General features: G+C 69.2%; 24 protein-coding genes. 18 read left to right on the forward strand and 6 right to left on the reverse strand.

Going from position 1 to position 22,303, the window contains the following annotated elements; translation table 11 throughout:
• The first annotated feature begins 15 nt into the window (after nucleotides 1-15).
• From phnD to phnP, 12 genes are all read left to right on the forward strand, one after another.
• Nucleotides 16-1,020, forward strand: a complete 1,005-nt coding sequence (phnD, locus tag CXK94_RS02900) for a phosphonate ABC transporter substrate-binding protein (RefSeq protein ID WP_037042656.1) — start codon at nucleotides 16-18, stop codon at nucleotides 1,018-1,020.
• Nucleotides 1,021-1,084: 64 nt separating this feature from the next.
• Nucleotides 1,085-1,879: a phosphonate ABC transporter, permease protein PhnE gene (phnE, locus tag CXK94_RS02905; protein WP_037042657.1), complete on the forward strand. Its 795-nt coding sequence runs from the start codon at nucleotides 1,085-1,087 to the stop codon at nucleotides 1,877-1,879.
• Nucleotides 1,880-1,912: 33 nt separating this feature from the next.
• Nucleotides 1,913-2,620, forward strand: a complete 708-nt coding sequence (phnF, locus tag CXK94_RS02910; protein WP_037042660.1) for a phosphonate metabolism transcriptional regulator PhnF — start codon at nucleotides 1,913-1,915, stop codon at nucleotides 2,618-2,620.
• Between the two features lie 11 nt (nucleotides 2,621-2,631).
• Entirely contained in the window at nucleotides 2,632-3,078 is a 447-nt protein-coding gene (phnG, locus tag CXK94_RS02915; RefSeq protein ID WP_102893204.1) for a phosphonate C-P lyase system protein PhnG, read from the forward strand.
• Entirely contained in the window at nucleotides 3,078-3,689 is a 612-nt protein-coding gene (gene phnH, locus CXK94_RS02920) for a phosphonate C-P lyase system protein PhnH (protein WP_102893205.1), read from the forward strand. Before phnG ends, phnH begins: the two co-directional genes overlap by 1 nt.
• Nucleotides 3,689-4,798: a carbon-phosphorus lyase complex subunit PhnI gene (locus CXK94_RS02925; protein ID WP_102893206.1), complete on the forward strand. Its 1,110-nt coding sequence runs from the start codon at nucleotides 3,689-3,691 to the stop codon at nucleotides 4,796-4,798. The genes phnH and CXK94_RS02925 overlap by 1 nt, the downstream gene beginning before the upstream one ends.
• Nucleotides 4,795-5,664, forward strand: a complete 870-nt coding sequence (locus CXK94_RS02930) for an alpha-D-ribose 1-methylphosphonate 5-phosphate C-P-lyase PhnJ (protein WP_102893207.1) — start codon at nucleotides 4,795-4,797, stop codon at nucleotides 5,662-5,664. Before CXK94_RS02925 ends, CXK94_RS02930 begins: the two co-directional genes overlap by 4 nt.
• Nucleotides 5,661-6,473, forward strand: a complete 813-nt coding sequence (gene phnK / locus CXK94_RS02935) for a phosphonate C-P lyase system protein PhnK (protein WP_102893208.1) — start codon at nucleotides 5,661-5,663, stop codon at nucleotides 6,471-6,473. The genes CXK94_RS02930 and phnK overlap by 4 nt, the downstream gene beginning before the upstream one ends.
• 124 nt (nucleotides 6,474-6,597) lie before the next feature.
• Nucleotides 6,598-7,302: a phosphonate C-P lyase system protein PhnL gene (gene phnL / locus CXK94_RS02940; RefSeq protein ID WP_037045126.1), complete on the forward strand. Its 705-nt coding sequence runs from the start codon at nucleotides 6,598-6,600 to the stop codon at nucleotides 7,300-7,302.
• The gene (locus CXK94_RS02945) at nucleotides 7,292-8,437 is read left to right on the forward strand and encodes an alpha-D-ribose 1-methylphosphonate 5-triphosphate diphosphatase (protein ID WP_102893209.1); all 1,146 of its coding nucleotides are present in this window, start codon (nucleotides 7,292-7,294) and stop codon (nucleotides 8,435-8,437) included. Before phnL ends, CXK94_RS02945 begins: the two co-directional genes overlap by 11 nt.
• 289 nt (nucleotides 8,438-8,726) lie before the next feature.
• Nucleotides 8,727-9,281 carry a phosphonate metabolism protein/1,5-bisphosphokinase (PRPP-forming) PhnN gene (gene phnN / locus CXK94_RS02950; RefSeq protein ID WP_102893210.1) on the forward strand — a complete coding sequence of 185 codons (555 nt, stop codon included), beginning with the start codon at nucleotides 8,727-8,729 and terminating at the stop codon, nucleotides 9,279-9,281.
• The gene (phnP, locus tag CXK94_RS02955) at nucleotides 9,272-10,021 is read left to right on the forward strand and encodes a phosphonate metabolism protein PhnP (protein WP_102893211.1); all 750 of its coding nucleotides are present in this window, start codon (nucleotides 9,272-9,274) and stop codon (nucleotides 10,019-10,021) included. Before phnN ends, phnP begins: the two co-directional genes overlap by 10 nt.
• Before the next feature lie 315 nt (nucleotides 10,022-10,336).
• On the opposite strand, the gene CXK94_RS02960 is transcribed toward phnP, so the two are convergent.
• Nucleotides 10,337-10,579, reverse strand: coding sequence for a hypothetical protein (locus tag CXK94_RS02960; protein WP_037044937.1), 243 nt, complete (start codon nucleotides 10,577-10,579; stop codon nucleotides 10,337-10,339).
• Nucleotides 10,580-10,660: 81 nt separating this feature from the next.
• Nucleotides 10,661-11,089, reverse strand: a complete 429-nt coding sequence (locus CXK94_RS02965; RefSeq protein ID WP_102893212.1) for a DNA methylase — start codon at nucleotides 11,087-11,089, stop codon at nucleotides 10,661-10,663.
• Nucleotides 11,090-11,464: 375 nt separating this feature from the next.
• On the opposite strand from CXK94_RS02965, the gene CXK94_RS02970 reads away from it, so the two are divergent.
• The 3 genes from CXK94_RS02970 to CXK94_RS02980 all read left to right on the forward strand — a co-directional run bounded on the left by CXK94_RS02970 (nucleotide 11,465) and on the right by CXK94_RS02980 (nucleotide 15,019).
• The gene (locus CXK94_RS02970) at nucleotides 11,465-12,418 is read left to right on the forward strand and encodes a TAXI family TRAP transporter solute-binding subunit (protein ID WP_037044942.1); all 954 of its coding nucleotides are present in this window, start codon (nucleotides 11,465-11,467) and stop codon (nucleotides 12,416-12,418) included.
• Between the two features lie 172 nt (nucleotides 12,419-12,590).
• Nucleotides 12,591-14,615, forward strand: coding sequence for a TRAP transporter permease (locus CXK94_RS02975; RefSeq protein ID WP_102893213.1), 2,025 nt, complete (start codon nucleotides 12,591-12,593; stop codon nucleotides 14,613-14,615).
• Entirely contained in the window at nucleotides 14,612-15,019 is a 408-nt protein-coding gene (locus CXK94_RS02980) for a DUF1850 domain-containing protein (RefSeq protein ID WP_102893214.1), read from the forward strand. Before CXK94_RS02975 ends, CXK94_RS02980 begins: the two co-directional genes overlap by 4 nt.
• 567 nt (nucleotides 15,020-15,586) lie before the next feature.
• On the opposite strand, the gene CXK94_RS02985 is transcribed toward CXK94_RS02980, so the two are convergent.
• On the reverse strand, nucleotides 15,587-16,648 hold the full coding sequence (locus CXK94_RS02985) for an aminopeptidase (RefSeq protein WP_102893215.1): 1,062 nt from the start codon (nucleotides 16,646-16,648) through the stop codon (nucleotides 15,587-15,589).
• 125 nt (nucleotides 16,649-16,773) lie between these two features.
• Between CXK94_RS02985 and CXK94_RS02990 the strand changes: the two genes are divergently transcribed.
• The 3 genes from CXK94_RS02990 to CXK94_RS03000 all read left to right on the forward strand — a co-directional run bounded on the left by CXK94_RS02990 (nucleotide 16,774) and on the right by CXK94_RS03000 (nucleotide 18,727).
• Nucleotides 16,774-17,199: a hypothetical protein gene (locus CXK94_RS02990; protein ID WP_037045117.1), complete on the forward strand. Its 426-nt coding sequence runs from the start codon at nucleotides 16,774-16,776 to the stop codon at nucleotides 17,197-17,199.
• Between the two features lie 90 nt (nucleotides 17,200-17,289).
• Entirely contained in the window at nucleotides 17,290-17,700 is a 411-nt protein-coding gene (locus tag CXK94_RS02995; protein ID WP_102893216.1) for a hypothetical protein, read from the forward strand.
• A 25-nt stretch (nucleotides 17,701-17,725) separates the two neighbouring features.
• Nucleotides 17,726-18,727 (forward strand): LLM class flavin-dependent oxidoreductase, encoded by a 1,002-nt coding sequence (locus CXK94_RS03000; RefSeq protein ID WP_102893217.1) that lies wholly within the window; start codon nucleotides 17,726-17,728, stop codon nucleotides 18,725-18,727.
• Nucleotides 18,728-18,759: 32 nt separating this feature from the next.
• Here CXK94_RS03000 and CXK94_RS03005 read toward each other — a convergent pair whose 3' ends face one another.
• The 3 genes from CXK94_RS03005 to CXK94_RS03015 form a co-directional block, all read right to left on the reverse strand.
• Nucleotides 18,760-18,975 carry a dodecin gene (locus CXK94_RS03005; RefSeq protein WP_037045112.1) on the reverse strand — a complete coding sequence of 72 codons (216 nt, stop codon included), beginning with the start codon at nucleotides 18,973-18,975 and terminating at the stop codon, nucleotides 18,760-18,762.
• A 332-nt stretch (nucleotides 18,976-19,307) separates the two neighbouring features.
• Nucleotides 19,308-21,101: an ABC transporter ATP-binding protein gene (locus CXK94_RS03010; RefSeq protein WP_219726480.1), complete on the reverse strand. Its 1,794-nt coding sequence runs from the start codon at nucleotides 21,099-21,101 to the stop codon at nucleotides 19,308-19,310.
• On the reverse strand, nucleotides 21,098-22,243 hold the full coding sequence (locus CXK94_RS03015; RefSeq protein WP_102893218.1) for a beta-glucosidase: 1,146 nt from the start codon (nucleotides 22,241-22,243) through the stop codon (nucleotides 21,098-21,100). Before CXK94_RS03015 ends, CXK94_RS03010 begins: the two co-directional genes overlap by 4 nt.
• Nucleotides 22,244-22,303 lie beyond the last annotated feature (60 nt).

Below are 22,303 nucleotides of genomic sequence, written 5' to 3' on the forward strand. Positions count from 1 at the left end.
TCAGGAGTGACCTCCATGTTCAAGCGCATCAGCCATGCCCTCGCGGCCTCCACGCTGCTGGCCGGCGCCCTGCTGGGCACGGCCCAGGCCGCCGAGACCCTGACCTTCGGCATCATCTCCACCGAATCCTCGCAGAACCTGCGCAGCGTCTGGGACCCCTTCCTCGCCGACATGAGCAAGCAGACCGGCTACCAGGTGAAGGCCTTCTTCGCCCCCGACTACGCCGGGGTGATCCAGGGCATGCGCTTCGACAAGGTCGACCTGGCCTGGTACGGCAACAAGTCGGCGATGGAAGCGGTGGACCGCGCCAATGGTGAAGTCTTCGCCCAGACCGTCGCCGCCAACGGCAGCCCCGGCTACTACAGCCACCTGATCGTGCACAGGGACAGCCCGCTGAACTCGGTCGAAGACGTGCTGGCAAAGGCCAAGGACCTGACCTTCGCCAACGGCGACCCGAACTCCACCTCCGGCTACCTGGTGCCCGGCTACTACGTGTTCGCCCGCAACAAGGTCGACGCCAGCCGCATCTTCAAGCGCAGCCTCAACGGCAGCCATGAGGTGAACGCGCTGTCGGTGGCCAACAAGCAGGTCGACGTCGGCACCTTCAACAGCGAAGGCATGGAGCGCCTGCAGATCACCGCGCCGGACAAGGCCGCGCAGCTCAAGGTGATCTGGACCTCGCCGCTGATCCCCGCCGACCCGCTGGTATGGCGCAAGAGCCTGAGCGACGAGCAGAAGAGCCGCCTGCGCGAGTTCTTCATGAGCTACGGCGCCACGCCGGCCGAGAAGGAAATCCTCGCCGGCCTGCAGTGGGCACCGTTCCGCGCCTCGGACAACGACCAGCTGTTGCCGATCCGCCAGCTGGAACTGTTCAAGAAGCGCAGCGAAGTGGCCGCCGACAGCAAGCTCTCCGACGGCGAGCGCCAGGCCAGGCTGCAGGGCATCGACCAGGAGCTGGCCACGCTGGAACAGCGCATGGCCGAGCGCCAGCAGAAAGCCGAAGCCGCCAAGGCCAGCTGATCCCGCCGTCGGGCGTGGCGCTGCGGCGCCACGTTCGCGTCGCCCACGCCGCCGAGAACAGAACATGACCACACTCAGTACCACGCCGCCGCTGGCGGGCAACGACAAGCGCAGCTGGCCGCGCCTGCTCGGCTGGGGCCTGTGCCTGGCCGTACTGGCCTGGGCCTGGCAGGGCGCGGAGATGAACCCGCTGCTGCTGGTTCGCGACGGCGCCAACATGGCGACCTTCGCCGCCGACTTCTTCCCGCCGGACTTCGGCAACTGGCGGCTGTACCTCAAGGAAATGGTCACCACGGTGCACATCGCCCTGTGGGGCACGCTGCTGGCGATCGTCTGCGCCATCCCGCTGGGCATCCTCAGCGCGGAGAACATCGTGCCCTGGTGGATCTACCAGCCGGTGCGACGGCTGATGGACGCCTGCCGCTCGATCAACGAGATGGTCTTCGCCATGCTCTTCGTCGTCGCCGTGGGCCTGGGCCCCTTCGCCGGTGTGCTGGCGCTGTGGATCAGCACCACCGGGGTGCTCGCCAAGCTCTTCGCCGAGGCGGTGGAAGCCATCGAGCCGGGGCCGGTGGAAGGCGTGCGCGCCACCGGCGCCAGCGCCCTGCAGGAAGTCATCTTCGGGGTGATCCCGCAGGTGCTGCCGCTGTGGATCTCCTACTCGCTGTACCGCTTCGAATCCAACGTGCGCTCGGCCACGGTGGTCGGCATGGTCGGCGCCGGCGGCATCGGCGTGATCCTCTGGGAAGCCATCCGCGGCTTCCAGTTCGCCCAGACCGCCGCCCTGCTGCTGATCATCATCGCCGTGGTGAGCCTGATCGACCTGCTCTCCCAGCGCCTGCGCAAGCTCTTCATCTGACCGGAGTGGGCGCCTGGCGCCTTCGAAAAAACCATGCAGTTGTCTAGACAAGCAAGCGAACCGCTCTACCTCGAACTGGCGCAGGTGCTGCGCGGCGAGTTGCGTCACTACCGTATCGGCGACTTCCTCCCCGGCGAAATGCAGCTGGCGCGGCGCTTCGCGGTCAACCGCCACACCCTGCGCCGCGCCGTCGACGAGCTGGTGCAGGAAGGCCGCCTGCTGCGCCGCCAGGGCAAGGGCACCCAAGTGCTGCAACGCCCGCTGGTCTATCCGCTGCAGGCCGACAGCGCCTACAGCGATGCCCTCGCCGCCCTCGGCGTGCGCACCGAGGCGCGCCTGCTGGAGCGCCGCCTGCTCACCGCCAGCGCCGAGGAGGCGCGCCACCTGCAGCTGCCGGACGGTGCCGCGCTGATCGAGCTGTACACCCTGCGCCTGCTCGACGGCGAGCCGGTCAGCCTGATCCGCCATCGTTACTGCGCCAGCCGCGCCGACCTGCTGGCCGACTACCAGGGCGGCTCGCTGCGCCACTACCTGGGCGAACGCGACCTGCCGCTGGCGCGCAGCTTCAGCCTGATCGGCGCGCGCCTGGCCGACCGCGACGAGGCCGCGCGGCTGTTGATGCCGCTGCGCATGCCGCTGCTGTCGGTGTTCACCCTGTCCTCCGATCCCGCCGGCCGGCCCGTGGAAATCGCCCTCTCGGCGAGCCGCTCCGACCGCTTCCAGTACCAGGTAGCCCCCTGATGGAGAACCCCATGCACACCTGCGAACCCTCCGCCCGCCAGCGCTGGATGGCGGTGCTGGCCCGCGCCGACGCCGCCGAGCTGGCGCCGTTCGAGCACGCCCTGCGCGACTGCACCCACCAACTGATCCGCCCCGCGGAAATCGGCATGACCCTGGTGCGCGGGCGCATGGGCGGCACCGGCGCGCCGTTCAACCTCGGCGAGATGAGCGTCACCCGCTGCGTGGTGCGCCTGGCCGACGGCCACACCGGCTACAGCTACCGCGCCGGCCGCGACAAGCGCCACGCCGAGCTCGCCGCGCTCGCCGACGCCCACCTGCAGGGCCCGCAACAGGCGCGCTGGCTGGCCGAGCTGATCGAACCCCTGGCCACCGCGCAGGCCCGCCGCGCCGCGCGCAAGGCTGCCGAAACCGCCACTACCCGCGTGGAGTTCTTCACGCTGCTGCGAGGAGAAGACTGATGAATCGCGCCTTCCCATCCGACCTGCTGCAGGCCGCCTTCGCCGATCCGGTGCTGGACGCCCAGAAGAGCTTCCGCGCCGCGCTCAAGGCCCTGGCCGAACCCGGCACGCGCCAGCCGCTGGCCGCCGTCGAGGCCGTGGAGCGCCTGCAGCCGGCCACCTACGCGCTGTGCCTGAGCCTGCTCGACAACGATACGCCGCTATGGCTGGCGCCGGCCTTCGACACCCCGGCGATCCGCGCCAACCTGGCCTTCCACTGCGGCTGCCCGGTGGTGGAGGCGCGCGAGGAGGCGCTGTTCGCCCTGCTCGACGCCGCCGCGCTGGACGACCTGTCCGGCTTCTACCCCGGCAGCGAGCGCTACCCGGACCAGTCCTGCACGCTGCTGGTCCAGCTCGACCGCCTCGAGCGCGGCCCGGCGCTGAGCTGGCAGGGGCCGGGCATCGACGGCAGCCGGCTGGTCGGCCTGCCGCTGGCGCCGGCGTTCTGGCAGCAACGCGCCGCGCGGATCGACTTCCCGCGCGGGCTGGACGCGCTGTTCTGTGCCGACGGCCAGGTGCTCGGCCTGCCGCGCAGCACGCGCATCGGCGATTCGCTGCAGGAGGTGGCCTGATGTACGTCGCGGTCAAGGGTGGCGAACAGGCCATCGACAACGCCCACGCACTGCTGGCGAAGAAGCGCCGCGGCGATACCGGCATTGCCGAGCTCGGCGTCGAGCAAATCCGCCAGCAGCTACCGCTCGCCGTGGCGCGAGTGATGAGCGAAGGCTCGCTGTACGACGAGGAACTCGCCGCGCTGGCGATCAAGCAGGCCGCCGGTGATCTGGTCGAGGCGATCTTCCTCCTGCGCGCCTACCGCACCACGCTGCCGCGCTTCGCCGAAAGCCTGCCGCTGGACACCGGCGCCATGCAGCTTAGCCGGCGCATCTCGGCAACCTTCAAGGACGTGCCCGGCGGCCAGCTGCTCGGCCCGACCTTCGACTACACCCACCGCCTGCTCGACTTCGCCCTGCTCGCCGAAGGCGAACGCCCCGGCCCGCCGGTCGACGAAGGCGCCAGCCTGGGCGACTGCCCGCGGGTGCTCGACCTGCTCGGCGCCGAAGGCCTGATGACCCCGGAGCCCGACCACGGCGAGCCGGTGCCGGACCTCACCCGCGAGCCGCTGGCGCTGCCGGCCGGCCGCGCCGAACGCCTGCAGGCGCTGGCCCGTGGCGACGAGGGCTTCCTGCTGGCGCTGGGCTACTCGACCCAGCGCGGCTACGGCCGCAACCACCCGTTCGCCGGCGAGATCCGCATCGGCGCGGTGGAGGTCTGGATCGAGCCGCAGGAGCTGGGCTTCCCGGTCTGCCTCGGCGACATCGAGCTGACCGAGTGCGAGATGGTCAACCAGTTCGTCGGCGACAGCGCCGAGCAGGCGCAGTTCACCCGCGGCTACGGCCTGGCCTTCGGCTATGCCGAGCGCAAGGCGATGGGCATGGCGCTGGTCGACCGCGCGCTGCGTGCCGGCGAGTACGGCGAGGAGGTGCAGGGCCCGGCGCAGCAGGAGGAATTCGTCCTGATGCACTGCGACAACGTCGAGGCCGCCGGCTTCGTCTCGCACCTGAAGCTGCCGCACTACGTCGACTTCCAGTCCGAGCTGGAACTGATCCGCAAGCTGCGCCAGCCGCAGGCCGAACCGGCCGAGATGGCCGTCGAGACGCCGGCGAAGGAGAAACGCGCATGAATGCCCAGGCCATTCCCGCCCGCGAGGCGGGCTACAACTTCGCCTACCTCGACGAGCAGACCAAGCGCATGATCCGCCGCGCGCTGCTCAAGGCGGTCGCCATCCCCGGCTACCAGGTGCCCTTCGGCGGCCGCGAGATGCCGCTGCCCTACGGCTGGGGCACCGGCGGCATGCAGCTGACCGCCGCAATCCTCGGCGCCGACGACGTGCTCAAGGTGATCGACCAGGGCGCCGACGACACCACCAACGCGGTGTCGATCCGGCGCTTCTTCGCCCGCACCGCCGGGGTCGCCACCACCGAACGCACCCCCGCGGCGACGGTGATCCAGACCCGTCACCGCATCCCGGAAACGCCGCTGGCCGCCGGGCAGATCATGGTCTACCAGGTGCCGATTCCGGAGCCGCTGCGCTTCATCGAGCCGTCGGAAACCGAGACGCGCACCATGCACGCGCTGGGCGACTACGGGGTGATGCACGTCAAGCTCTACGAGGACATCGCCACCTTCGGCCATATCGCCACCGCCTACGCCTACCCGGTGACGGTGGACGGGCGCTACGTGATGGACCCCTCGCCGATTCCCAAATTCGACAACCCCAAGCTTCACCTGAGCCCGGCGCTGATGCTGTTCGGCGCCGGCCGCGAGAAGCGCCTCTACGCCGTGCCGCCGTACACCCGCGTGGCCAGCCTGGACTTCGAGGACCATCCCTTCGAGGTGCAGAAGTGGGACGCCTGCTGCGCCATCTGCGGCAGCGGCGATTCCTTCCTCGACGAGCTGATCGTCGACGACGCCGGCAGCAAGCAGTTCGTCTGCTCGGATACCGACTATTGCGCGCAGCGCGCCCAGCAACAGGAGAGCCGCCCATGAGCGCCGCCGAACAACTGCTGCCCGCCACGAGCGTCGGCACCGAGCCACTGTTCGCGGTGCGCGACCTGACCCGTCTGTATGGCCCGGACAAGGGCTGCCAGGGCGTTTCCTTCGAGCTCTACCCCGGCGAAGTGCTGGGCATCGTCGGCGAGTCCGGCTCGGGCAAGTCCACCCTGCTCTCGGCGCTCTGCGGGCGCTGCCCGCCGGATCGCGGCAGCGTGCTCTACCGCGATGGCGGCGGCGACTGGCTGGACCTCTACGCCGCCAGCGAGGCCGAGCGGCGCACGCTGCTGCGCAGCGAATGGGGCTTCGTCGAGCAGAACCCGCGCGACGGCCTGCGCATGGGCGTGTCGGCCGGCGCCAACATCGGCGAACGGCTGATGGCCCAGGGCGTACGCCACTATGGCCGGCTGCGCACTGCCGGACTCGACTGGCTCAAGCAGGTGGAGATCGACCCGGCGCGCATCGACGACCTGCCACGGACCTTCTCCGGCGGCATGCAGCAGCGCCTGCAGATCGCCCGCAACCTGGTCTCCGGACCGAGGCTGGTGTTCATGGACGAACCCACCGGCGGGCTCGACGTGTCGGTGCAGGCACGCCTGCTCGACCTCTTGCGCGGGCTGGTGCGCGAGCTGGACCTGGCGGTGGTGATCGTCACCCACGACCTCGCCGTGGCACGGCTGCTGGCCGACCGGCTGATGGTGATGCGCCGCTCGCGGGTGGTGGAGGCCGGCCTCACCGACCAGATCCTCGACGACCCGCAGCATCCCTATACGCAGTTGCTGGTGTCCTCGGTGCTGCAGCCATGAGCGCCATCGCCCGTCCCATCGCCGGCAAACCGGCTCCTACACCACCAGCGCGCCGCTCCGACCGCATCTGTAGGAGCGAGCTTGCTGGCGATCCGGCCGCTTCCTTCCCGCCAGGAGTGCACCCATGAATACCCTGATCGAGGTCCGTGACCTCGCCAAGACCTTCACCCTGCACCAGCAGCACGGCGTTAGCCTGCAGGTGCTGCGCGGGCTGGACTTCCACGTCGGCGCCGGCGAATGCCTGGTGTTGCACGGCCGCTCCGGCGCCGGCAAGTCGACCCTGCTGCGCACGCTCTACGGCAACTACCTGGCCGCCGCCGGCAGCATCCGCATCCGCCACGCCGGCGACTGGCTGGAACTGGTCGGCGCCGCGCCGCGCCAGGTGCTCGCCGTGCGCCGGCAGACGCTGGGCTACGTCAGCCAGTTCCTGCGGGTGATCCCGCGGGTGCCGGCGCTGGAGGTGGTGATGGAACCGGCGCTGGCCCGTGGCTGGAGTCGTGCCGATGCCGAGGCGCGGGCCAAGGCGCTGCTCAGCCGGCTGAACATTCCCGAACGGCTCTGGCAGTTGGCGCCCGGCACCTTCTCCGGCGGCGAGCAGCAGCGGGTCAACCTCGCCCGCGGCTTCATGGTCGGCTGGCCGGTGCTGCTGCTGGACGAACCCACCGCCTCGCTGGACGAAGCCAATGCCCGCGTGGTGCTCGAGCTGATCGCCGAGGCCAAAGCCGCCGGCAGCGCGCTGATCGGCATCTTCCACGACCGCGCGATCCGCGAGGCGGTCGCCGACCGTTACCTGGACATGACGCAGGAGGACCTCGCCCATGCCGGCTGAACAGATACTCAGCAACGCCCGGCTGGTCACTGCCGAGGCGGTGATCCACGGCAGCCTGCTGATCCGTGACGGCCTGATCGCCGACATCGGCGAAGGCGCCAGCCAGCTGCCGCAGGCCCAGGACCTCGGCGGCGACCTGCTGCTGCCGGGGCTGGTGGAACTGCACACCGACAACCTGGAAAAGCACATGAGCCCGCGCCCGGGCGTCGACTGGCCGTCGGCCTCGGCGGTGCTGACCCACGACGCGCAGATCGTCGCCGCCGGCATCACCACGGTGTTCGATGCGCTGTCGATCGGCGACATCAACCCCAAGGGCAAGCGCATGCAGCAGCTGGGCACGATGCTCGAAGCCATCGCCGATGCCGAGGCCGCCGGGCAGACCCGCGCCGAACACCGCCTGCACCTGCGCTGCGAGGTCAGCCACCCGCAATGCCTGGAACTGTTCCGCGAGCTGGTCGAGCAGCCGCTGGTGCAGCTGGTCTCGGTGATGGACCACGCGCCGGGCCAGCGCCAATTCGCGCGCATGGCCAAGTACCGCGAGTACTACATGGGCAAGTACCACCTGAGCCCGGCGGAAATGGACGCCTTCGTCGCCGAACAGCTGGCCAACTCGGCGCGCCACAGCGATGCGCAGCGAGCCGCCATCGTCGACATCTGCCAGGGCCGCGGCCTGGCGCTGGCCAGCCACGACGACGCGACCCTCGAACACGTCGCCGAATCGGCCGGCTACGGCATGGCCATCGCCGAGTTCCCGACCACCTTCGAGGCCGCCGAGGCCAGCCACGCGCGCGGGCTGAAGGTGCTGATGGGCGCGCCGAACATCGTCCGCGGCGGCTCGCACTCGGGCAACATCGCCGCCGCCGACCTGGCCCGGCGCGGCGTGCTGGACATCCTCTCCAGCGACTACTACCCGGCCAGCCTGCTGCAGGCCGCGCTGGGCCTGGCCGAGCAGGACAACGACTATGATCTGCCACAGGCCATCGCCACCGTCAGCCTGGCCCCGGCACGCGCCGCCGGCCTCGACGACCGCGGCGAGATCCGCGTCGGCCTGCGCGCCGACCTGGTCCAGGCCCGCTCGCGCCACGGCCAGCCGGTGATCCAGCAGGTCTGGCGGCAAGGGCGGCGGGTGTTCTGATGCCGCGAACCGTAAAAGCACCGCCCCGGGATCGGGCCTCCCACGCATGCAACGGGTGCGCTCCGAACCCTTGTGGAAGGCGCGATCCCGCGGCGATAGCAGGCCTGCCAGCAAAAGCAGCCGGTACACACCGGACCGGTGGGAGGCGCGCCCTCGCGGCGATGCAGGCCACAGGCCTGCCAGCAAAACCGGATGCGCCACCGTGGGTCGAATCATCCACCCAGACCGATCCCGGCCGGCTCTATACTGCCTGCCCACCGCAGGCTTGCGACAATCGGGAGTACCCCCCATGCAAGGCCGCTTGATCTACCTGATCGGGCCCTCCGGCGCGGGCAAGGACAGCCTGCTCGACGCCGCCCGTACGCTGCTCGCCGAGCGCGGCGTGCGCATCGCCCGGCGGGTCATCACCCGTTCGGCCGAAGCGGTCGGCGAAGCCGCGCAGTCGGTCAGCCCGGCCGAATTCGAACGCCTGGAAGCACAACACGCCTTCGCCCTCAGCTGGCGCGCCAACGGCCTGGCCTACGGCATCCCGGCGCAGATCGACGCCTGGCTGGCGGCCGGCGAGCACGTGCTGGTCAATGGCTCGCGCGGCCACCTGCAGCAGGCGCGGGCGCGCTACCCGGAGCTGCTCGCCGTGCTGCTCAGCGTCGAGCATGACGTGCTGCGCCAGCGCCTGCGGGCCCGCGGCCGGGAAACCCACGCGGAAATCGAGGCGCGGCTGGCGCGCAACGCGCTGTTCGCCGGCGAGCTGGACGACTATCTCCGCCTGGACAACTCGGCCACGCTGGGCGAAAGCGTCGAACGGCTGCTGGCGCTGGTCGACGAGCACGCGCCATGCGCCTGACCCTGCTCGGCAGCGGCGATGCCGCCCAGGTGCCGGTGTACAACTGCGCCTGCCCGGCCTGCCGCGCCGCGCACGCCGAGCCGCGCCGCCGCCGCGGCCCCTGCTCGGCGCTGGTGGAGTGCGGCGGCCAGCGCTGGCTGCTCGACAGCGGCCTGCCGGACCTGTGCGAGCGCTTCGCCCCCGGCAGCTTCGCCGGCATCCTGCAGACCCACTACCACGCCGACCATGCCCAGGGCCTGCTGGCGCTGCGCTGGGGCGTCGGGCTGCGCATCCCGGTACTCGGCCCGGACGATCCCGAGGGCCTCGCCGACCTCTACAAGCATCCCGGGATTCTCGACTTCAGCGAACCGTTCGCCGCCTTCGAGCAGCGCCCGCTCGGCACGCTGCGGGTCACCGCGCTGCCGCTGACCCATTCGCGGCCCACCTTCGGCTACCTGCTGGAGGGCGGCGGACGCCGTATCGCCTACCTCACCGACACCGTCGGCCTGCCGGACGCCACCCGCGACGTCCTCCGGGACCTGGCACTGGACGTGCTGGTACTCGACTGCTCGACACCGCCCCGCGCGACAGCGCCGCGCAACCACAACGACCTGACCCGCGCATTAGAGAGCATCGAGGCGGTGCAGCCGGCCCGGGCGCTGCTGACCCATATCGGCCACGAGCTGGATGCCTGGTTCATGCAAGAGCCGCGGGAACTGCCGGAAAACGTGCACCTGGCGCACGATGGCATGACGCTCTAGCGAGTAGAACGACCTGGGCCAGGGCAGACGGGATATCGAGCAGCCTGCTGGCAACGCGTGGAAAACGCTGCGCGGTTTTCCACCCTACCGATACGTCCGTAGGGTGGATAACGCGAAGCTTATCCACCACCGGCACCCATGCACGGCAAGCCGTCGCTCATGGCCCCGCATTGTAGGAGCCGGCTTGCCGGCGATCGGCGCTACGCGCCGCCGCGCTTCGCCCGCAAGCGGGCTCCTACAGGGTGGCGCGAAAGGTCGATCGCGTGCGCCCACAGGCTTCCATGCGGTGTGAGCGGGTTCCGGGCTCGCGCCGGTTCAGCGCCCCGGCTGGGTGCGAAAACCCGGCATGCCGGCGGGGCGTTCGACGCGGGCGGCGGGCAGCGTGCAGTTGAGGTCGCGGAAGGCCCGGTCATCGAGCCGCTCCCAGCCGTGGCCGGGCGAGCTCTGGCGGCAGACGATGGTGCCGTCGAGCTTGCTCTGCCACTGGTAATAGGGCGCCGGCGCGGCGCTGGCCAGCACGGGCAGGAACAGGCTGAAGGCGAGCAGGCAAATACGCATGGCGAACTTCGATACGACGGCGGACAGACGATGGCGCCACTGTAGCGCTTCGCCCGCCGTGCGCAAGCGCCGTCTGGCCGCTCAGTACCAGACCTTCGCCGCCTCGCGCAGGAAGATTTCCACGGTCTTGGGGCCGACACCCTCGAATTCGGCCAGGCGCCTTTCCAGGTCCTTGCGGTTCTCGCTGAGTGCGTGGATGCGCCCGAGCTTGCCGCCGTATTCGCCATTGAGCTTCTCGCAGAGCTTGAGCAGGCGCTCGGCGGTGGATTCGTCGTAGCGCACGTAATGGCCTTCGCCGAGCATGTCCACCAGTTGCTGCCAGCTGCAGTGGCCGAGTTTGCGCGGGGTGTCGCGCTTGTGCTTGTCGACGATCACCCGATAGGCCTCGGCGGCGATGTCCTGCTGGATGCGCTTGCCGAACAGGAAGCTGGCGAGGAACCACTTGAACAGCTCGCCCTCGCCCTTGCCGATGTCGATGCCCAGGTCCTGCGCGCTGATTGCCGAGCTCATGCCGCACCTCCGTCGGGGAACACTCCGCCATTCGAATGCAGGCGCCGGCCGAGGTTCGTGCCTCCCGTCCGGGAATGAGCGAATTCCCGCCGATGACGACGCCACCATGAGCGGATTCTTGCCGATACCACCGCATGGCGTTTCGGCGAGGCCGCGTGGCAGAGCCCTTGCGGCGAATGGCACGGCTTCTGCTACAGGCAGATTGCTCGATGCGATTCCAACGACAAGAAGAGCTGCCAGCGATACCTCCCTCCCCGGAACGCCCTCCGGTGTCATCGCCTCTCTGCTTGTTCACCCGGCCGCACATGCGCGCCGTGGCAATCGTCTATCGTCAAGATGTGCGTCAACCAATAACAACGAAACGGAGATCCATCCATGAGACTGACCAAACGCTTGGGCCTGCTCGCTGCCGCTGCGGCCTTCACCGCCAGCACCGCCGCCGTCGCCGCACCGACCTTCATCAACATCCTCACCGGCGGCACCAGCGGCGTGTACTACCCGATCGGCGTAGCCCTGTCGCAGCAGTACAACAAGATCGACGGCGCCAAGACCTCGGTGCAGGCGACCAAGGCCTCGGTCGAGAACCTCAACCTGCTGCAGGCCGGTCGTGGCGAACTGGCCCTCTCCCTGGGTGACTCCGTCGCCGACGCCTGGAACGGCGTCGAGGACGCCGGCTTCAAGGCGCCGCTCAAGCGCCTGCGCGCCATCGCCGGCACCTACAACAACTACATCCAGATCGTCGCCAGCAAGGAATCGGGCATCAAGACCCTGGAAGACCTCAAGGGCAAGCGCATCTCCGTCGGCGCGCCGAAGTCCGGCACCGAACTCAACGCCCGCGCGATCTTCAAGGCCGCCGGCCTGGCCTACGAGGACATGGGCCGCGTCGAATTCCTGCCCTATGCCGAGTCGGTCGAGCTGATCAAGAACCGCCAGCTGGACGCCACCCTGCAGTCCTCGGGCCTGGGCATGGCGGCCATCCGCGACCTGGCCAGCACCATGCCGGTGACCTTCGTCGAGATCCCGGATTCGGTGGTCGAGAAGATCGAAAGCGACGCCTACCTGCCGGGCGTGATTCCGGCCGGCACCTACGACGGCCAGGACGCCGACGTACCGACCGTGGCCATCACCAACATCCTGGTGACCCACGACAAGGTCTCCGACGAGGTGGCCTACCAGATGACCAAGCTGATGTTCGACAACCTGTCGGCGCTGGGCAACGCCCACTCCGCGGCCAAGGACATCAAGCTGGAAAATGCCACCAAGAACCTGCCGATCCCGCTGCACCCGGGTGCCGAGCGCTACTACAAGGAAGTCGGGGTTCTCAAGTAGCCGCAAGCTGCAAGCCACTGGCTGCAAGTAAAAGCAGCGGGTGGCTTGCAGCGACTGCGGAGCTTGAAAACAACGCCATGTTTCAGATGCCAGCCACGGACGCCGCCCCCCTCACTGCAGCCTGAAACTCGCAGCTTGAAGCTTGAAGCTGTTTTTCCTGAGAGTGATTTCCATGAGCGAAAGCCAAGGGCTGCACGCCAGCCCCAGCGAATGGCCGAGGGCGCTGTTCTACGTCGCCCTGCTGTTCTCCATCTACCAGATCATCACCGCCGCCTTTCACCCGGTCTCCAGCCAGGTGCTGCGCGCCGGTCACGTCGGCTTCCTGCTGCTGCTGGTGTTTCTCTGCTATCCGGCGCGGGGCAACGGCAAGCCGTTCCAGCCGCTGGCCTGGTTGCTGGGCCTGGCGGGTTTCGCCACCTTCATCTACCAGTGGTATTTCGAAGGCGAGCTGATCCAGCGCTCCGGCGACATGACCACCACCGACATGGTCGTCGGCCTGACCCTGCTGGTGCTGGTGTTCGAGGCCGCGCGACGGGTGATGGGCATCGCCCTGCCGATCATCTGCGGGCTGTTCCTGGCCTATGGCCTGTTCGGCGAATACCTGCCGGGCGACCTGGCGCACCGCGGCTATTACCTGGACCAGATCGTCAACCAGCTGTCGTTCGGCACCGAAGGCCTGTACGGCACGCCGACCTACGTGTCGGCCACCTACATCTTCCTGTTCATCCTGTTCGGCTCGTTCCTCGAACAGGCGGGCATGATCAAGCTGTTCACCGACTTCGCCATGGGCCTGTTCGGCCACAAGCTCGGCGGCCCGGCCAAGGTGTCGGTGGTGTCCTCGGCGCTGATGGGCACCATCACCGGCTCGGGCGTGGCCAACGTGGTCACCACCGGCCAGTTCACCATTCCGCTGATGAAGCGCTTCGGCTACCGCCCGGCCTTCGCCGGCGGCGTCGAGGCGACCTCGTCGATGGGCAGCCAGATCATGCCGCCGGTGATGGGTGCGGTGGCCTTCATCATGGCCGAGACCATCAACGTGCCCTTCGTCGAGATCGCCAAGGCGGCGCTGGTTCCGGCGCTGCTGTACTTCGGCTCGGTGTTCTGGATGGTCCACCTGGAAGCCAAGCGCGCCAAGCTGCACGGCCTGCCGAAAGACGAGTGCCCGAGCGCCTGGGCCGCGGTGAAGGAGCGCTGGTACCTGCTGATTCCGCTGGCGGTGCTGGTCTGGCTGCTGTTCTCCGGCCGCACGCCGATGTTCGCCGGCACCATCGGCCTGGCGCTGACCGCCATCGTCATCCTCGGTTCGGCGATCATCCTCAAGGTCTCCAGCGTCGGCCTGCGCATCGCCTTCTGGATCGCCCTGGGGCTGCTCTGTGCCGGCTTCTTCCAGCTCGGCATCGGCGTGATCTTCGCCGTCATCGGCGTGCTGGTGGCGGTGTGCTGGTTCATCAAGGGCGGCCGCGACACCCTGCGCATCTGCCTGCACGCGCTGGTGGAAGGCGCGCGCCACGCGGTGCCGGTGGGCATCGCCTGCGCCCTGGTCGGCGTGATCATCGGCGTCGTCTCGCTGACCGGGGTGGCCTCGACTTTCGCCGGCTACATCCTCGCCATCGGCCGCGACAACCTGTTCATCTCGCTGGTCCTGACCATGCTGACCTGCCTGGTGCTGGGCATGGGCATCCCGACCATTCCCAACTACATCATCACCAGCTCGATCGCAGCTCCCGCGCTGCTGGACCTGGGCGTGCCGCTGATCGTCTCGCACATGTTCGTCTTCTACTTCGGCATCATGGCCGACCTCACCCCGCCGGTGGCGCTGGCCTGCTTCGCCGCCGCGCCGATCGCCAAGGAGCGCGGGCTGAAGATCAGCATGTGGGCGATCCGCATCGCCATCGCCGGCTTCATCGTGCCGTTCATGGCGGTCTATGAGCCGGCGCTGATGCTGCAGGGCGACAGCTGGGGCGCGACGCTGTACGTGCTGTTCAAGTCCGCCTTCGCCATCGGCCTGTGGGGCGCGGTGTTCACCGGCTACCTGCAGCGCAGCATGGCCTGGTGGGAGAAGGCGCTGGCCTTCGCCGCCGGCGCCGCGATGGTCCTGTCGATGCCGATCAGCGATGAAATCGGCTTCGGCCTGGGCGTGCTCTTCCTTCTCCAGCACTTCTGGCGCGCCCGCCGCGCCGAGCCGGCGACGGCATGATCGGCCTGTGCCTGGGGCTGGCCGGGGTGGTGTGGGCACAACTGCCCGCACCCGCCTTCACCCTGGCGTGGAACCACACCATCGAGAAGATCCGCTGGGAAGAGGATTACCGTGTGACGCCGGACGGACTGCTGCTCGGCGAAGCGCGGGTCAAGGGTTCTGGTGCCGGGATGGAAATCCCGGATGGCGCCGAACTGCGTGACGGGGCCTGGCACTACCAGCGCCAGATGCCACCGTTGCCGCTCCTGCGCCTGGGGCGAACCCCCGAGGCAGGGGATTACCAACTGTGTTTCGACCAGCGTTGCCACGCGATGAGCGAATGGCTCGGCCCGCCACAAGCGGACCGGCCGGCGCTGGAGGCCTGGGGCTGTACCTTGGATGAGGGTGGCTCCGCCGGCGGCTGAAGGGCTGGCCGGAGGCTGGGAAAGGGGATGCGATCGTGAGGTTGCATCCCTTTTTTCTGGGTGCGGGGTGGCCGACGGCAACTCGCTACATCCCTGCGGATTGCCCAACCCGGAGAGGTACTTTTCGGCTTCAAGCTTCTGGCAAGTCTATGGCCTGCATCGCCGCGAGGGCGCGCCCACTGGGGGTGGCGTGCACTTGCTGCTTTTGTGGGAGGCCCGACCTCGGGGCGCTGCTTTTGAGCTTTGGGCAGGCCTGTGGCCGGCAATCGCCGCGAGGGCGCGCCCACAGGGGGGTGGCGTGCACTTGCTGCTTTTGTGGGAGGCCCGACCTCGGGGCGATGCTTTTGAGCTTTGGGCAGGCCTGTGGCCGGCAATCGCCGCGAGGGCGCGCCCACAGGGGGGTGGCGTGCACTTGCTGCTTTTGTGGGAGGCCCGACCTCGGGACGCTGCTCTTGGGCTTCTAGCAGGCCTGTGCCCTGCTATCGCCGCGGGCGGGCGCCTCCCACTGGGCACGGCTTGAAAGCAAGACTTTCATATCGACAACGCCCAGCTTGGTGTTTCCCCATTTCACCGCTCCAACCCCAACAAAACAGCTTCCCGCTCATCCGCCGGCTGCCCGGCCAACGCCTCCACCTCTGCATGAAAGCGCCCCCAATCCCCGCCACTGCGCTCGAACAACGCCGCGAACGCCCCGACCCAGCGGTCGTACAACCCAAACGGCACCAGCGTGGCATTGTTCAACGGCTGGGCGAACCAGCGATCGAAGCGCCGGTCGCCATCCCAGTGCGCGTCCCGCAGTACCCGGTACTGCTGGCGCAGACGCACGAATTCAGCCTGCTTCAGCGCTCGCAGCTCGGCTTCCGGCCGCCCCGAGGCGTACAGCCCGGCCAGCCGCTCGCGGGTCTGCAGCAGCAGTTCCACCAGTTGCCGGTAGCGTGCCCGGCCCTGCCCGTCCGGCTCCGGCAGCCCGCGGCTGGCGCGCCACTGGCGCAGGCCTTCGCGCTCGACGAAGCTGGCGTAGGACTCGTTGAAGGCCGTGTCGCCGGGCAGGTACAGCCGCTGGTGCGCCAGCTCGTGGAAGATCAGCGCCGCCAGCTGCTCGTCGTTGCGCCGCAACATGGAGCTGAGCAGCGGGTCGCTGAACCAGCCGAGCGTGGAATAGGCCTCCACCCCTGCGACGTGGGTATCCAGCCCGCGCAGCTGCAGGCGCGCCGCTTCACCACGGGCCGCGCCCGGGTGGTAATAGCCGCGGTAGGCCACGCAGCCGGCGATGGGGAAGCAGTGCTCGAGCGGCGCCACCGAGAATTCCTCGGTGGCGAACACATTCCACACCACATAGGGCCGCTGGATATCGGCATACGAGCGGTAGCTGTCATTGTCCGGCAGCGCCAGTTGCCGGCTGGCGAAGTCGCGTGCCTGCAGCGCGTCGGCCAGGCGCTGGCGCAGGATGGCGTCCTGCCCCGGGTCGGCGACCAGCGTCGCGATCGGCTGGCGCTGGCGCAGCAGCTGCAGTTGCCCCGTCGCCAGTTGGCCGTAGTAACTACTGCAGCCGATCAGACCAACGGCAAGCAGCACGGGAACCCAGCGCAGGGTACGGCGGTCGATCAAGGCGGCGTTGGCTTTCGGCATCGGGAAACCGTAGAGGTCGGGACTGGCGCACCCTACAAAGGCCGCGCGCCGCAAGCAATCCCGCGTGCCGATCACTCTTGCAAAATCCCTTGCCGGGCCCCGTGGTTCCCGGCTGGAGTTCGTAAATGCGCGGCTTTCTCCTTGTGTTGTTGCTATCCAGTCTCGCCGGCTGCTCGCTGTGGCTGCCCAAACCCGACCCGGCGCAGGCCTGGATCGAACTCACCCCCCACGGCGAAACCCGTCTGCAGGCGCTGGCGGTGGACGGCCGGGCGCTGGACGACGACCGCTACTTCCAGGTCATGCCCGGCAGCCGCACGCTGGAGATGCGCTACCGCTTCGAGGTCGACGGCGACGACATCGGCCCGGGCAGCGCACCGCTGCCGCGTGATTGCCGGCTGACCCTGGCATACGACCGCTTCGCCGCCGGCTCGCACTATCGCCTGGTCGCCGGCGGCTACGGCTTCCGTCCCTGGGCCAAGCTCTACGACCAGCACCAGTACCTGCTGGCCCGCGCCGAGGAACAGGGTTGCGGCGACCTCGCCGGACGTTGAGCGCACGTTGAAAAGCCGCGCCATCTGGCGCAGGCTCGACGGATGACGACGGGGCCGCCTCGTCCCGCCCATCCGCCGGAGGGTTACCCCATGCGCCTGCTTCCCGCCCCGCTGCTCGCCCTGGCCCTGGCCGGGTGCGCCAGCCCGCTGCCGCCGCACGATCCGAACATGGCCTGGGTCGACATGACAGCGCAGCCCAGCGACATCTTCATGTCCGACCGCCTGGACCGCAAACGCACCCCCGACGGCCGCTATTTCCTGGTGCCGCCGGGCGCCCATGAGCTCGAGGCACGCTACGAATTCGAGGTCACCGGCGGCGCCTTCGGCCTGTTCGGCGAAACCCACACCATGCGCTGCACCCTGGTGATCCGCTACGACGATTTCCAGGCCGGCCGGCGCTACCTGTTCCAGGCCCGCTCGCTGGGCTTCACCCCGCAGGGCTGGCTGCGCGACGAGCAGCGCAACGTACTGGTCGAAGCCAAGGCCGAGCACTGCCACTGACCGTCTTCATTGTCCGAGGAACCCTATGTCCCGTATTGCCCAGACCCGTTTTTCCGCCCTCGACCTGGCGCCGATCCGCGACGACGGCACGCCGGCGCAGGCGCTGCACAACGCCCTGGCGCTGGCCCGGCATGTCGAGGCGCTCGGCTTCGAACGCCTCTGGGTCGCCGAACACCACAACATGGACGGCATCGCCAGCGCCGCCACCGCCGTGCTGATCGGCTATCTGGCCGCCCATACCGAACGCATCCGCCTCGGCGCCGGCGGGGTGATGCTGCCCAACCATGCGCCGCTGGTGATCGCCGAGCAGTTCGGCACGCTGGAGGCGCTCTACCCCGGGCGCATCGACCTGGGTCTGGGACGCGCGCCGGGGGCCGATCAGTTCACCGCCCAAGCGCTGCGCCGCGACCGCATGGGCAGCGCCGACGATTTTCCACAGGATGTCGAGGAGCTGGAAATGCTGCTCGGCCCGCGCCAGCCGGAGCAGCGGGTGATCGCCATGCCCGGGGTGAACAGCAACGTGCCGATCTGGCTGCTCGGCTCCAGCCTGTTCAGCGCCCAGCTGGCGGCGGCCAAGGGCCTGCCGTATGCCTTCGCCTCGCACTTCGCGCCGCGCTACATGCACCAGGCGATCACGCTCTACCGCGACAACTTCCAGCCCTCGGCGGTGCTCGACGAACCCTACGTGATGCTCGGCGTGCCGCTGATCGCCGCCGACAGCGACGAGCGGGCCGAATACCTGGCCACCAGCGTCTACCAGCGCATCCTCGCGCTGATCCGCGGCCAGAGCCTGGTGCTGCGCCCGCCGGTGCAGAGCATGCAGGGGCTGTGGCTGCCGCACGAGCAGCAGGCGGTGGGCGACTTCCTCGGCCTGGCGCTGGTCGGCGGGCCGCAAAAGGTCCGCGCGCGGCTGGAGGTGCTGCTGGAGCAGACCCGTGCCGACGAGCTGATCTTCACCTGCGACCTCTACGAGACCGCCGACCGCCACCGCGCCTTCGAGATCGTCGCGGGGCTGCGCCAGGGCTGAAGAGCGCTGGCGCGCCAGCCGGCGCCGGCGCGTCAGCTGTTCTTGAGACGGAAGCCGATCTTCACGCTGACCTGGAAATGCGCGACCTGGCCGTCGGCGACATGCCCGCGGATCTCGCCGACCTCGAACCACTCGATGTTCTCCAGGGTCTTGCCGGCTTCGGCGATGGCATTACGGATGGCCTCGTCGATGCTGTTGCGCGACGAGCCGACGATCTCGATCTTCTTGTAGGTGTGGTGATCCGACATGAATCTCTCCTCTGCTTCGCCGGGGCTCCGCCCGCATGAACGCGTCCTGCCTGAATTGAGGCTAGCAGTACCCGGCGAAGTTCAGGCGCAGGGTGGATAACGCGAAGCTTATCCACCGCTGGGCCCCGTACGGCGGCGTGGGCAGGAGCCGCATCATGCTTTGTGTAGGAAACCAGGGGGACGCCGAGTCCTTGCCGGCGATCGGCCTGGACGCCGCCGTTATGGTTCGCCCGCAAGCGGGCGCCTACAACGGTGCAAGCAGGGGAATCCGCGTTCATGCGCACCGGACGCGTGGAAAATGCTTCGCAGTTTTCCACCCTACGGCATGCGCTTCACCGGCGCGGCCCGGACGGGCGGCCGAAGCCTTCGGCCTGCATGCGCCACAGCGCGTCGAACTCGCCGCCGCGCCGGCGCAGTTCGTGCGGTGCGCCGTCCTCGACGATGCGCCCGTCACGCAGCACGACGATGCGATCGAAATGGGTCAGGGTCGACAGCCGGTGCGCCACGGCCAGCACGGTGCGGCCCTGGATCAGCTGGTTCAGGGCATCCTGGATCTCCGCCTCGGACTGGGTATCCAGCGCCGAGGTGGCCTCGTCGAGGACCAGGATCGGCGCGTCCTTGAGGAACGCGCGGGCAATGCCCAGGCGCTGGCGCTGACCGCCGGAGAGCATCACCCCGCGCTCGCCGACCAGGGTCCGGTAGCCGTCGGGCAGGGCGCGGATGAAGCCGTCGCAGAAGGCGTGCCGCGCCGCCGCGAACACTTCCTCGTCGCGGGCCTCGGGGCGGCCGTAGCGGATGTTCTCGAGGATGCTGCGGTTGAACAGCGCGGTTTCCTGCGGCACCACGGCGATCTTCTCGCGCAGGCTGTCCTGGCTGACCTGGCGGATGTCCTGGCCGTCGATGAGGATGCGCCCGCCCTGCACGTCGTCCAGGCGCTGGATCAGCGCGATCAGCGTCGACTTGCCGGCCCCCGAGGCGCCGACGATGCCGACCTTCTGCCCGGCGGGAATGTGCAGGCTGAAATCGTCGAACACCGGCGCGCGTCCCGGATAGCCGAAGCGGATGCGTTCGAAGTCGATGTCGCCCTCGTCCAGGGTCAGTACCGGCTCGGGGTCTTCCAGGCCGTGGGGCTGGTTGATGATGCGCAGGGTGTCGGCGATGGCGCCGACCTGCTGGGTGGTGTCGACCAGCGCCAGGGCCAGGTCGCGCGAGCCGTGCAGGATGCGGAAGGTGAGCGCGCTGACCAGCACCACGTCGCCGGCGCTGACCGCGCCGCCGAGCCAGCTGCGCACCGCCCAGACCAGCATGCCGCCGGCCATCAGCGACAGGCAGATGTCGTGCAGCACCCGCGCCTTTTCCAGGTACATCCAGCTGCGCCGCTGGGCGTGGGCCTCGTAGCCGATCTCCTGGGCCAGGCGTTCGGCCTCGCGGTCGCGGGCGGAGAAAGCCTTGATGGTCCAGACGTTGGACACCGCGTCCACCAGCTCGCCGCCGACCCGCGCGGCCTGGGCGGCGAAGCGCTGATGCCTGCCGCGCCCGCGGATGCCGAAGCCGGTGATCAGCAGCGCCACCAGCAGGACGAAGCCGATCAGCGCCACGGCCATGCGCCAGTCGACGGTGAACAGCACCACCACCGCGCCGAGGAAGTCGACGACCGGCGGCACGATCTTCCAGGCCAGCCCGCCGTAGAGGGTGCCCGCGGCCTGGCCCACGGCGGAGATGCGGTTGCCCAGCGCGCCGGCGAAGTGCTCGTTGAAGTAGCGCATCGGATGGCCGGTGAGGTAGCGGAACAGGTCGACGCGGATGTCCACGCAGCTGGCCACCACGGTGCGGCAGCCGAGCCAGCCGCCGAGGCGCCAGAAGACGTTCTCCACCACGATCAGGCCGAGGAACAGCCACAGCGGGAACCAGACGTCGGCGCCGCCACGCTCGCCGCCCTCGGCCATGGCGTCGACCAAGAGCTTCATGCCGTACTGCACCGCCACGGCGCAGATCGCCGCGCTCACCACCAGCGCCAGCAGGCCGCCGAAATGCCAGGGCCGGGCACGCACGTAATGCCAGAGGAACGCCAGTGGCCGGCTCGGCAGCACCCCGGCGGCGGTGTGCGTCATGGCCGGGGCGTTCATGCCGGCGCCAGGTGCCGCCCGGGCTCGAACGCGGCGAAGCGCGTCTGCTGCAGCTTCAGCTCGTCGGCCAGGCCGGCGTGCAGCTCGCGCACGCCGTTGGCGTCGGCGAAGCCGAACAGCCCGGTCGGGCAGTGGCGCTCGTCGTCCCAGCCGGGGTAGTCGAGCACCGGGTAGAGGCAGATGCCCTCGATCGGCACGCCGCGCTGCAGGGCGATGCCCACCTGTTCGCTGACGTAGCGCAGCCATTCGCCGCGCAGGTCGCCCTCGGCGCCGGTCTCGGCGATCAGCAGCGGCCGCCCGTAGCGCTGGTGGATCTCGCCGAGGATGCCCTGCAGCGGTCGGTAGTCGGGGTGCCCGCGCTCGATGGTCGGCCCGCCGAGGTACCACTGGTTGTCGGCGTAGTAGTTGATGCCGACGATGTCGAGGTATTCCGGCTTGCCGCCGAGGCCCGGCCAGGCCTTGCCGCAGAGCAGGTCCCAGGCCTCGAACTGGGCCTGGCGGGCGTTTTCCGCCTCGCGCTGCGGCCCGGGCCGGTCGTTGCGGGCGCCGATGTGGATGGCCGGGTCGATCTGCACGAAGCGCGCCCGCGGATCGACTTCGCGGATCGCCTCGATGGCGGCGATGCTGGCGCGCACCAGCTGATGCTTGAGCTCGGCGCCGCGGCCCCGGCCCAGCGGGTTGAAGATGCCGTGGTCGCCGCCGGCCCAGGCCCAGAAGGACATCTCATTGATCGGCGAATAGAACGCCGGCGCGTCGCTTTCCTCGCGCAGCAGCCGCGCCGCGGCGGCGGCGAAGCGGGCGAAGCGCTCGACGAAGCGCGGTCGCCAGATGTCCAGGTCGTCCGGCCAGCCGTAGTGGCACAGGTCCCAGATCACCTGGGTGCCGGCGGCGTTCGCCGCCCTGAGCTGCGGCAGGAAGCTGGACCAGTCGTATTCGCCGGGCAGGCGCTCGATCAGGTGCCAGCGCAGGCCGTCGCGCACCGTGCGGATGCCGTGGCGGCGCAGCGCGGCGTAGTCCTCGGCGGCCCAGCGGTCATGGCCGGTGGCGGCCAGCAGGTCGAGCCGGCGGCCATCGCCGCGCCGATGGGTCGAGCATTCGAAGCCGCCGAGGAAGAAACTGTCGAACAGGCTGGGATGGTGCATCGTTTACCTCTGTGTCGTGTCGGGGACCGGTGGGGGGTGTTGGGCTTCGTCACTGCGTTC

It is taken from the genome of Stutzerimonas stutzeri (assembly GCF_002890915.1).
Taxonomy (GTDB): Bacteria; Pseudomonadota; Gammaproteobacteria; order Pseudomonadales; family Pseudomonadaceae; genus Stutzerimonas; species Stutzerimonas stutzeri_AF.

Bases quoted from the DNA above. Each gene is read 5' to 3' on its own strand.
- phnD (WP_037042656.1), top strand. From the start codon at position 16: ATGTTCAAGCGCATCAGCCATGCCCTCGCGGCCTCCACGCTGCTGGCC.
- phnE (WP_037042657.1), top strand. From the start codon at position 1,085: ATGACCACACTCAGTACCACGCCGCCGCTGGCGGGCAACGACAAGCGC.
- phnF (WP_037042660.1), top strand. From the start codon at position 1,913: ATGCAGTTGTCTAGACAAGCAAGCGAACCGCTCTACCTCGAACTGGCG.
- phnG (WP_102893204.1), top strand. From the start codon at position 2,632: ATGCACACCTGCGAACCCTCCGCCCGCCAGCGCTGGATGGCGGTGCTG.
- phnH (WP_102893205.1), top strand. From the start codon at position 3,078: ATGAATCGCGCCTTCCCATCCGACCTGCTGCAGGCCGCCTTCGCCGAT.
- CXK94_RS02925 (WP_102893206.1), top strand. From the start codon at position 3,689: ATGTACGTCGCGGTCAAGGGTGGCGAACAGGCCATCGACAACGCCCAC.
- CXK94_RS02930 (WP_102893207.1), top strand. From the start codon at position 4,795: ATGAATGCCCAGGCCATTCCCGCCCGCGAGGCGGGCTACAACTTCGCC.
- phnK (WP_102893208.1), top strand. From the start codon at position 5,661: ATGAGCGCCGCCGAACAACTGCTGCCCGCCACGAGCGTCGGCACCGAG.
- phnL (WP_037045126.1), top strand. From the start codon at position 6,598: ATGAATACCCTGATCGAGGTCCGTGACCTCGCCAAGACCTTCACCCTG.
- CXK94_RS02945 (WP_102893209.1), top strand. From the start codon at position 7,292: ATGCCGGCTGAACAGATACTCAGCAACGCCCGGCTGGTCACTGCCGAG.
- phnN (WP_102893210.1), top strand. From the start codon at position 8,727: ATGCAAGGCCGCTTGATCTACCTGATCGGGCCCTCCGGCGCGGGCAAG.
- phnP (WP_102893211.1), top strand. From the start codon at position 9,272: ATGCGCCTGACCCTGCTCGGCAGCGGCGATGCCGCCCAGGTGCCGGTG.
- CXK94_RS02960 (WP_037044937.1), bottom strand. From the start codon at position 10,579: ATGCGTATTTGCCTGCTCGCCTTCAGCCTGTTCCTGCCCGTGCTGGCC.
- CXK94_RS02965 (WP_102893212.1), bottom strand. From the start codon at position 11,089: ATGAGCTCGGCAATCAGCGCGCAGGACCTGGGCATCGACATCGGCAAG.
- CXK94_RS02970 (WP_037044942.1), top strand. From the start codon at position 11,465: ATGAGACTGACCAAACGCTTGGGCCTGCTCGCTGCCGCTGCGGCCTTC.
- CXK94_RS02975 (WP_102893213.1), top strand. From the start codon at position 12,591: ATGAGCGAAAGCCAAGGGCTGCACGCCAGCCCCAGCGAATGGCCGAGG.
- CXK94_RS02980 (WP_102893214.1), top strand. From the start codon at position 14,612: ATGATCGGCCTGTGCCTGGGGCTGGCCGGGGTGGTGTGGGCACAACTG.
- CXK94_RS02985 (WP_102893215.1), bottom strand. From the start codon at position 16,648: ATGCCGAAAGCCAACGCCGCCTTGATCGACCGCCGTACCCTGCGCTGG.
- CXK94_RS02990 (WP_037045117.1), top strand. From the start codon at position 16,774: ATGCGCGGCTTTCTCCTTGTGTTGTTGCTATCCAGTCTCGCCGGCTGC.
- CXK94_RS02995 (WP_102893216.1), top strand. From the start codon at position 17,290: ATGCGCCTGCTTCCCGCCCCGCTGCTCGCCCTGGCCCTGGCCGGGTGC.
- CXK94_RS03000 (WP_102893217.1), top strand. From the start codon at position 17,726: ATGTCCCGTATTGCCCAGACCCGTTTTTCCGCCCTCGACCTGGCGCCG.
- CXK94_RS03005 (WP_037045112.1), bottom strand. From the start codon at position 18,975: ATGTCGGATCACCACACCTACAAGAAGATCGAGATCGTCGGCTCGTCG.
- CXK94_RS03010 (WP_219726480.1), bottom strand. From the start codon at position 21,101: ATGAACGCCCCGGCCATGACGCACACCGCCGCCGGGGTGCTGCCGAGC.
- CXK94_RS03015 (WP_102893218.1), bottom strand. From the start codon at position 22,243: ATGCACCATCCCAGCCTGTTCGACAGTTTCTTCCTCGGCGGCTTCGAA.